This window comes from Streptococcus mitis (assembly GCF_003942795.1).
Taxonomy (GTDB): Bacteria; Bacillota; Bacilli; order Lactobacillales; family Streptococcaceae; genus Streptococcus; species Streptococcus mitis_BJ.
Window position 1 is genome coordinate 1 of record NZ_RJNY01000056.1, and the last position, 834, is coordinate 834.

General features: G+C 39.6%; 1 protein-coding gene. It reads right to left on the reverse strand.

The features are described from left to right. Positions 1-834, reverse strand: an 834-nt coding sequence (locus tag D8847_RS10500; protein WP_125841493.1) for a hypothetical protein, incomplete at both ends; no start/stop codon positions are given.

The following is an 834-nucleotide window of genomic DNA, read 5'->3' on the forward strand; positions in this document are numbered from 1 at the left end:
GGCCTCAACCTCATAGGGAGCTAATGCTGTGTAGCTCGTAAAGTCGATTTTTGACCAAATTTCTTGTAATTCCTGATTGGCTTTTTTGGCTAAGGCGCTGACTTCATCAGATCCCGTTCTTGCTGCTGTAGCCATAGATGATGATAGGATAGAACCTTGAGCTGCATCTAAGTATATTTCCTCAGAGCTACTAATGCCACCTGATGACCATTTTGACTTCAAGTCCTTGTAATGAGCCATTCCTCGGAGACTGTTAGCATACGCTCGATAAACGCCACTAACCAAGGGCTTCCCACCTTTACCATCAACAACTTGACCTGTTACAGGATCAAACTCCCAGTCCTCAATTTTATGGCTAGATCCATCAAGCCAGTATATTGTATCAGGCATTTTTAAGAAGGACTTATTAAACCATTCAGGGTGATTGAAATCGTTCCAACGTACTACATCATCATGTTTTCTACGGTAATCAATAAACATGGCTGGATTTTTATCAATAAATGCTTTTTCTTCGTTAGAAAGTGATAGATAAGTGAACCAAGCGTTAAAAGTTGTAGTTGGAATATGATATTTAGCTCCTACCTTTAGCATATAAGACCCTTGTGAATAACCAGAAAGTTGACTAACTTCATATCTAGGGTCATCCATAATTTCTTTTACAAATCGGTCTGCTACCAAATATTGAGGAGATAAGGATGTATCTCTTTCAATAATGGCAGTGGAAACATCAATCTTAGTAGGATTCTCTGGATCCGTTCCTGCAGCAATCACAGCTATACTTTTATAATCCGGTTTACCGTTGACTATAGGAGCTACCGCCAAACCATCAAAACC